Raw genomic sequence first — 7,425 nt, forward strand, 5'->3', positions numbered from 1 at the left:
TCCGGCGCGGCCCAGGCCGGTTACGCCGGCTATCGGTCCACCCAACTCCAGCAACTCGAAGGCTCCCTGAACGAGCCCGGGCCCGCCGGAATATCGACGGCGTTGCAGACCTTCTGGTCCTCGTGGCAGGGAGTCTCCAACCACCCGGGAGAAGCAGCCCCGGCCGGCGTGCTGCTGCAGGCCGGCACCACCGTTGCCAATGCAGTGTCGGCGGGCTACAAGGCCTTGGATTCACAGTGGACCCGGATTCGCGGAGAAGCCCAAAGCACTGTCGCCACCCTGAACGATGCCGCAGCCCAAGTGGCCGGCTTCAACGCGACGATCCGTTCCGTTACGGCCTCGGGAGGATCCGCCAACGAGATCATCGATGCCCGAAACAAGGTAACTGAAACTATTGCTTCCTTGGCTGACGGAACTGTCCGGGACAACGCCGACGGCACGGTCGATGTCTTCGTGGGCGGCAACGCCATCGTCTCGGGTACGTCGCACCGCGAGCTCGCGCTGAGCGGCCAAACAAGCATGGGAGCGCTGGGCTCAGCGGTGCAGTCGGGGGGACCAGTGCAGTTGGAATGGGCCGATCGCCCGGGTGTGGCGGTTCCCCTCGACGGCGGAAAGCTCGCCGGCGCTGTCTCACTTCTCGCACCGGCCGCGGGAGGCGCGGGAGGCGCCATCTCCGAGGCCGCTGCTTCCTACAACGCCTTCGCCACAAAACTCATGAACGATGTCAATGCCGTGCACCGCACCGGGCAGTCCACCACCGGCGCCTCAAACCTCGATTTCTTCGCGACCACCCCTGGTGCCCCGGCGGCCTGTCCCTCAGCGTTATCCCGACGAGCTCCGCGGGAATCGCCACCGGCACTCCAGGTTCCGGTGCCCTTGACGGCAAAATCGCGGACGCAGTCGCCCAAATCGGCACCGGGCAGGGTTCCCCTGACGCGCTGTGGTCCGGAATCGTCACAGGGATCGGCACGGCGTCACAGTCGGCACAGCAGCACCAGCAGCTCGCCGACGCGGCGAGCACTGCCGCCGTCGGGCAGCGTTCCTCCGGTGCGTCCGTCAGCCTCGACGAGGAGAACATCAGCCTCCTGAGCAACCAGCACGCCTACCAAGCGGCGGCCCGAGCCATGACGGCCGTGGATGAAGCACTCGACGTCCTGATCAACCACACCGGATTGGTGGGAAGGTAAGCCATGCTGAACCGTGTCACGAACCAAACAATGTCGGCGGCCGCACAACTGAACCTGCAGGCCGGGCAGGCAAAACTCGCTGCGCTGCAGGACAAGGCCAGCAACCTCAAAAACATCACCAGGCCCTCGGACGATCCCGCGGCCACGGCGAACCTGCTCGCTACGAAGAGCCAGCTCAGCGCCGCCGGACAGTATTCGAACAACATCAACGACGGCAATGGCTGGCTGACCACCGCCGATTCGGCCCTCGGCCAGGCCACCAACATTCTCAACCGGGTCCGAGACCTCACGGTCCAGGCTGCCAACGGTTCCCTGAACGGCAACGCGAAGGAGGCGATCGCCGTCGAAATCGAAGGCCTCAACAAGGACCTTCTCGCCCAGGCAAACACGCAGTACCTGGGCCGGAACGTCTTCGCTGGAAGTTCCGATTCCGCCGGCGCGTTCAGCATCGCCACGCCACCGGTCTTCAACGGAACGCCAGGCAGCACAGTGGAACGACGGATTGACGCGACACAGACGGTGCGGGTAGACGCCGACGGCGGTGCGATCTTCGGTGACGGCGCCGGCTCCGTCTTCGCTTTGGTGAGCAACGTCGTCGCCGATATCCGCTCCGGCGCGGATGTCAGCGGGCGTTTGACGACGATCGGCGACAAGATCAAGTCGGTTGTCAACGGACGCGCGGACGTCGGTGCCAGGCAGACTAAGCTCATGCGCGCCCTGGACTCCGTCGACGGACTAAAGGCCTCGCTGGACGCACAGCGCTCCGGAATTGAAGACGCAGACATCGGAAAGGTCGTCATGGACTTGAAGCTGCAGGAAACCAACTACCAGGTTGCCCTTGCGGTCACCGCCAAGACGCTCCAGCCCACGCTCATGGATTTCCTGAAGTGAGCACCGCACAGGCTTCCCGGGCGTTGAGCTTCACCGCGCCCATGCCCGGGCTTGAAGCGTCTGACGGCTTCGCTTTGCGGGGAATCGACGGCGCCCCCGGGCTCTACGCGATGGAGTCGGCGAGCCCGCGGATCCGGATGTTCCTGGCCGAGGCCGTGGTGTACGTTCCGGGCTACGAGCCCGCCATCCCCCGCTCGACACTGGACGACCTCGGCCTGGACCGGGCTGAGCTGGCAACCACGTTGGTGGTGGTCAACCCGAGCCCGGAGAAGACCACGGTAAATCTCGCGGCCCCGATCGTGCTGAACCCGGAAACCGGACGCTGCACGCAGCTTCTCCTCGATAGCAAGGAATACCCCCTCCGGGCCGAGCTGAGCGCTAAGCAGCACGCCTCCCCTGACGCTCGCTCACTTTTGGGCCCCTTCCGGCCGACGCTCGCTCAGATGATCTGAGCGGGCGTCACCGCTTTTGGCCCCATATGTGAGCGAGCGTCCCTTCTTGAGCCGCGGGGATCCCAGGATCGCGGGATCGCGGCTCGCTAAACCCGCTTGGCCTCCCCCGACGCTCGCTCACTTTTAGGCCGTTTCCGGCCGACGCTCGCTCACTTTTGGGCCGTTTCCGGCCGACGCTCGCTCAGAAGTTCCACTCCGACACAAAATTGTTTGGTCAAACCACTTGCGCCAGGGCTTCTCCCCGTCCATACTAAATGAACGTCATTCATTTAGTGACTCCCGTCTCACCGGAGAACAGCCATCATGATCTGCACCACCTACCCGGGCGCCCCAACCTCCGCCGCCCGCCATCAGCTTCGATGACCCCACAGACGGCTTTCACTGCATCACCCAGCAACAACCTTCGGCCCATCTAGAAAGAGCCAAGCACATGACTCAAATAACCCGCCCAAGCGCCAGGAAAACCGTGGAGGCCCACGATCCCGCCGGCACCGAGCACGGCATCAGCGGCAAAGGACTCAAGACGGGGCAGCTGGGGCTCCTCGCCGTCGTCGTCCTTGGTATTTCTTCCGTGGCGCCCGCGTACAGCCTGACCAGCTCACTGGGCCCGGCGGTCAACGCGGTAGGCCTGCAACTCCCCGCGATTTTCATCGTCGCCTTCATCCCGATGATCCTCGTGGCGTTCGCCTACCGGGAGCTCAACGCAGACTCGCCGGACAGCGGCACCACCTTCACATGGGCAACCAAGGCTTTCGGCCCCTTCATCGGATGGATGGGCGGCTGGGGGCTGCTTGCCGCGAACATCATCGTCCTTTCCAACCTGGCAGGCGTCGCGGTGGACTTCTTCTACCTCTTCCTCGCCCAGGTTTTCGGCAACCCCGATCTTGCCGACCTCACTTCCAACAAAGCCTTGAACATCGCCACATGCCTGGCCTTCGTGGCACTGGCTGTCTGGGTCAGCTACCGGGGACTTCACGCTACCAAACTCGTGCAGTACGCCATGGTGGGATTCCAGGTAGTGGTCTTGGGCGTGTTCATCGTCATGGCCCTCACCCATGCCTCCTCCGGCGACACCCCAACGGCTATCGCCTTCAGTTGGGACTGGTTCGACCCCACGAAGATCAGCAGCTTTGAGCAGTTCGCTGCCGGCATGTCCCTCGCGGTCTTCGTCTACTGGGGCTGGGACGTCTGCCTGACGGTCAACGAAGAGACCAAGGGCGGCAAGGGTACTGCCGGCAAGGCGGGCACCACGACGGCGATCGCGGTGCTGGGTCTCTACGTCGCCGTAATCGTCGCAACCATGATGGTGGCTGGCGTTGGTGGGGACGGCATCGGGCTCAACAACCCGGACAACCAGTCCAATATCTTCGCCGCGTTGGCGTCCCCTGTGATGGGTCCTTTGGCCATCCTCATGTCTTTGGCCGTACTCGCAGGCACAGCGTCGTCCCTGCAGTCCACTATGGCCTCCCCCGCCCGAAGCCTTCTCGCCATGGGTCACTACGGCGCCCTTCCGCAGAAGTTCTCCTCCGTGAGCAAGCGCTTCGGTTCCCCCGGATTCGCAACCATCATGGCCGGGGCTATCTCCGGCGGGTTCTACGCCATCATGAAGGTTGTCAGCGAGAACGTCCTCAACGACACCATCCTGGCTCTGGGCTTGATGATCTGCTTCTACTACGGAATGACCGCCTTTGCCTGCGCTTGGTACTTCCGGCACAGCGTATTCGGCAGCGTCCGCAACTTCTTCATGCGGCTGCTTTTCCCGGTGATCGGCGGCGTGGTTCTGACCCTCGTCTTCATCCAGACGGCGGTGGACAGCTGGTCCCCCGACTTCGGCAGCGGTTCCGAGATCTTCGGCGTCGGCCTCGTGTTCATCATCGGCGTGGGCATCCTGGCCCTCGGAGCGGTGGTCATGGTGATCATGGCCCGCGTCCGTCCCGGCTTCTTCCGCGGCGAAACCCTTCGCAAGGACACACCGGCCCTCGTGGTTCCCGAATAACCGGGCAACTCTCAGCGTGGCAGAAGCCCTGTTCCGGCATCACCCGGAGCAGGGCTTCTGTTGTAGTTGCTTCACCACATGTGCGCGACGTCGATCACCAGCCGCGATCCCGTTCCCGGACCGGCCAGCGTGAAGACCCTGAAGGGGAGCCGGGCGCGGACACCCAGGCCAAGGCTCGTGTATCCCTCGAAGCTGCCCGCGAAGGCCACTTGCCGCAAAGTCTTGTAGTCCGAGACGTTCGTGAGCTCGTTCTTGTCGGCCGGGTTGTACGTGGCATTGCCGCTGGAGTTATAGGCGGGGGCGTTGACCGTGACTTGCAGGAACGCATTGCCCCTCAGCTCGACGGGAAGTCCCGAGCCATCGTGGAGTACTTGTGGAACGTAGCGGATTGAATAGCCGGCAACGGCGCCATTCAGGTCGATCACCAGGCGGTCAAAGCACGGTTGCTGCCCCGTCCGGACATTCACCACTTGCGCTTGGGTCAGCGCGGGGTTTGACTTCGCCAACGATCCCCACGCGATCCCGCAATACGGGGCTGCCGACGCTTCCCCTGGAACCACTAGACCAAGCCCGGCGGCCACTACCAAAGCTGCCAACCACGCGTAAAACCTTCTCACTTGGGCCCACTCCCCTTGAATTCTTGAGCGATCCGATACCTCAAGCGTAGGAGCGTCCGGCCCCTTGAGAGAGCTTCGTATCCGCTTCGGCGCCCAACTGTTAACAGGCTTCGCGAAGGGTCACGAGGACGTGATTCAACGGTCTGCTTTCCGCGGCTTTCCGGGGTTTCGGCGCCGTCTCGCGCCTCTGTTCGTTATCACGGATAACGACGTCGGAGCGCTTGCCGGCATCGATTGCTCCGTAACTGTCGTTTTGAACGCTCAGAACGACAGTTACGGAGCAATCGATGGGCCTACGCATGCAAAAGCCCCGCCCGACTGGTTTGGGGATGCTGGATTCCAGTCGTGCGGGGCTGATTTGCGTGCGGGGTTTAGCCTTCGCAGTCGCGGCAGTACTTGAGGCCGTTCTTTTCCAGCGCGATCTGCGAGCGGTGACGGACCAGGAAGCACGATGAACACGTAAATTCATCGGACTGCTCCGGGACAACGATGACGGTTAGTTCTTCGCCGGACAGATCGGCGCCCGGAAGATCGATGCCCTCGGCTGTGTCGTTCTCGTCGATGTCGATGACAGCAGTCTGGGCACCGGAGCCGCGCGATGCCTGAAGGGCCTCGAGCGATTCGGCGGGAGACTCTTCTTCGGTCTTGCGTGGGGCGTCGTAATCGGTAGCCATTGGTGTGGTTCACTTTCGTTGCTGCATAGTGCCATTTCAGGCACCTCAGTGAAGCAGTTTAGGGCATAGTACACGCCGTCAACGAATAGTGTGTTCAACAAGACATTTGGCCACGTAAGAACCCCGGAATCCCGGGGGTTTTCGCTACTCCACGACGCGGATTTTCCGCGCTTGGGCGTCGGCAATGGCCACACCGCTGAGCGCCGGGAGCCAACCGTAGCGGGTGGTTTCAGTGGCTCCGGAGGCCCCCAGCTCGGCGGCGTCGTAGAAGTAGGCAGCTTCGATCCAGGCGCTCACCTTGGACATGATGGATACGATCATGCGGCCACGCTATCGAGGCCCGGTTCAAGACCCGTTTCCGCTCTGTCACAGCCGTGTTAAATGATCCTGTAGCTCAGTATCCGCGTGCCGCCGTCGTCGTCGCCGTCGTCGGGCGCCGCGTGAATCAGCAGCCCGGACTCATCCGCAGTGACGGTGACAGGGTTGCGGGTGATGACGTGACCGGCGCCGCTGAACACGCCGATGGGCACGTCCCACGTGATTCTTTGCCGCAGCGGTTCCACCAGGGCCAGCCCTCCGAGTTCAAGGACACCACCATCAACCTGCGGCAACAGGGAAATCCCGCTGCACAGCAGAAGTCCCGGACCGAGGAGCTGGGCATCCTGGTAGTCGACGAAGTGGCCAGGGTTCTCCCACTGATCCACCAGGCGGCCTTCCGTGTCCCAGATGTAGAGCTGCCGGGAACCCCAGCTTCCGCCGAACACCAGGTCCATTCCGGGATCGCGCACGATCCAACCGATGTGGTCCTCCACCCGGAACCGCTCGCGGACCTCGAAGGTGCCCGGATCGATCGTATAGATGGTGCTTCTGCTCGCGGCCCGGTACTCGGCGACGGAAACCCAGACGTGGTCGCCGTCGAAATCGATACCCCCTGGGTGATACGCCGCGTCCTCGCCTACAGGAATATCGCGAAGCAGCCCACCGTCCGGCCCGAGGACGAACACGTGCCCGTTCCCCCGCCCCCGAGTCCGTAATGCCGGATCCGCCGCGGGGCGCGGCGCATCGAGGATCTCAACGGAGGACAAGAACGTCAGCCCCTTGGCGAACGCCATGCCCTGCGGGTGGTGCGTCGGAAAGTCGAGGCTGATCTCCCCAACCAGTTCGAAGCGGCTCCGCCGGTCGAGTGCGGAAAGAGCGGCGAGAAGCTCAGTCCCCCGCATCGGCATGGGCCTGGCTCCACAGCTCGTAAAGCTCGGCCGCGTATTCCGGACGGGCCGCAAGAACCCCGCCCTGCTCCGGGAACGTGTCCATCTCGCCTTCGGAATTGAGGACGACGCCACCGGCCTCCTGAACAATGAGCGTCGCCGCCAGGTGGTCGATCGGGCTGAAGCTTCCGATGATTGCTCCCGCACCACGCCCGGCAGCTACGCCCACCACCGTCATGGTCGCTGAACCCATAATCCGCATGATGCTGTGCCGTTCGCCGAGCTCGGCGAGCAGTTCCAGCATCCCGGGCCACGGCAGGTGCCCCGCGAGTTCGGTCGCCACCACGGTTCCGGCCAGGGCCGCCGTCGAACTCCCCGCGGAGGCCAGCGATAGCGGCTTCCG

10 protein-coding genes are annotated in these 7,425 nt (G+C 63.5%); 5 read left to right on the forward strand and 5 right to left on the reverse strand.

Features of this window, described 5'->3' with window-relative positions:
- The 5 genes from AHiyo1_RS26430 to AHiyo1_RS08485 form a co-directional block, all read left to right on the forward strand.
- On the forward strand, window positions 1-1,089 hold a 1,089-nt coding region (locus tag AHiyo1_RS26430), incomplete at its 5' end, for a FlgK family flagellar hook-associated protein (RefSeq protein ID WP_445286192.1).
- Window positions 1,086-1,187, forward strand: a complete 102-nt coding sequence (locus AHiyo1_RS28210) for a flagellar basal body rod C-terminal domain-containing protein (RefSeq protein WP_445286201.1) — start codon at window positions 1,086-1,088, stop codon at window positions 1,185-1,187. The genes AHiyo1_RS26430 and AHiyo1_RS28210, both read left to right, overlap by 4 nt.
- A 3-nt stretch (window positions 1,188-1,190) precedes the next feature.
- Complete coding sequence (gene flgL / locus AHiyo1_RS08475) at window positions 1,191-2,078, forward strand: flagellar hook-associated protein FlgL (RefSeq protein ID WP_059388258.1); 888 nt, start codon at window positions 1,191-1,193, stop codon at window positions 2,076-2,078.
- Window positions 2,075-2,530 carry a flagellar assembly protein FliW gene (locus tag AHiyo1_RS08480; RefSeq protein ID WP_084784423.1) on the forward strand — a complete coding sequence of 152 codons (456 nt, stop codon included), beginning with the start codon at window positions 2,075-2,077 and terminating at the stop codon, window positions 2,528-2,530. The genes flgL and AHiyo1_RS08480 overlap by 4 nt, the downstream gene beginning before the upstream one ends.
- A gap of 430 nt (window positions 2,531-2,960) precedes the next feature.
- The gene (locus tag AHiyo1_RS08485) at window positions 2,961-4,526 is read left to right on the forward strand and encodes an APC family permease (protein ID WP_059388259.1); all 1,566 of its coding nucleotides are present in this window, start codon (window positions 2,961-2,963) and stop codon (window positions 4,524-4,526) included.
- A gap of 71 nt (window positions 4,527-4,597) precedes the next feature.
- Here the strand turns inward: AHiyo1_RS08485 and AHiyo1_RS08490 are convergent, their stop codons facing one another.
- The 5 genes from AHiyo1_RS08490 to AHiyo1_RS08505 all read right to left on the reverse strand — a co-directional run.
- The gene (locus tag AHiyo1_RS08490) at window positions 4,598-5,143 is read right to left on the reverse strand and encodes an AMIN-like domain-containing (lipo)protein (protein ID WP_059388260.1); all 546 of its coding nucleotides are present in this window, start codon (window positions 5,141-5,143) and stop codon (window positions 4,598-4,600) included.
- A 371-nt stretch (window positions 5,144-5,514) separates the two neighbouring features.
- A complete protein-coding gene (locus AHiyo1_RS08495; RefSeq protein WP_059388261.1) occupies window positions 5,515-5,817 on the reverse strand; it encodes a DUF4193 domain-containing protein in 303 nt (100 codons plus the stop codon).
- Between the two features lie 144 nt (window positions 5,818-5,961).
- Complete coding sequence (locus AHiyo1_RS24605) at window positions 5,962-6,138, reverse strand: hypothetical protein (protein ID WP_172465532.1); 177 nt, start codon at window positions 6,136-6,138, stop codon at window positions 5,962-5,964.
- 56 nt (window positions 6,139-6,194) lie between these two features.
- Window positions 6,195-7,037, reverse strand: coding sequence for a DUF6454 family protein (locus AHiyo1_RS08500; protein WP_172465533.1), 843 nt, complete (start codon window positions 7,035-7,037; stop codon window positions 6,195-6,197).
- On the reverse strand, window positions 7,024-7,425 hold a 402-nt coding region (locus AHiyo1_RS08505), incomplete at its 5' end, for an inositol monophosphatase family protein (RefSeq protein ID WP_275937046.1). The genes AHiyo1_RS08505 and AHiyo1_RS08500, both read right to left, overlap by 14 nt.

The organism is Arthrobacter sp. Hiyo1 (genome assembly GCF_001263615.2).
Classification (GTDB): Bacteria; Actinomycetota; Actinomycetes; order Actinomycetales; family Micrococcaceae; genus Arthrobacter.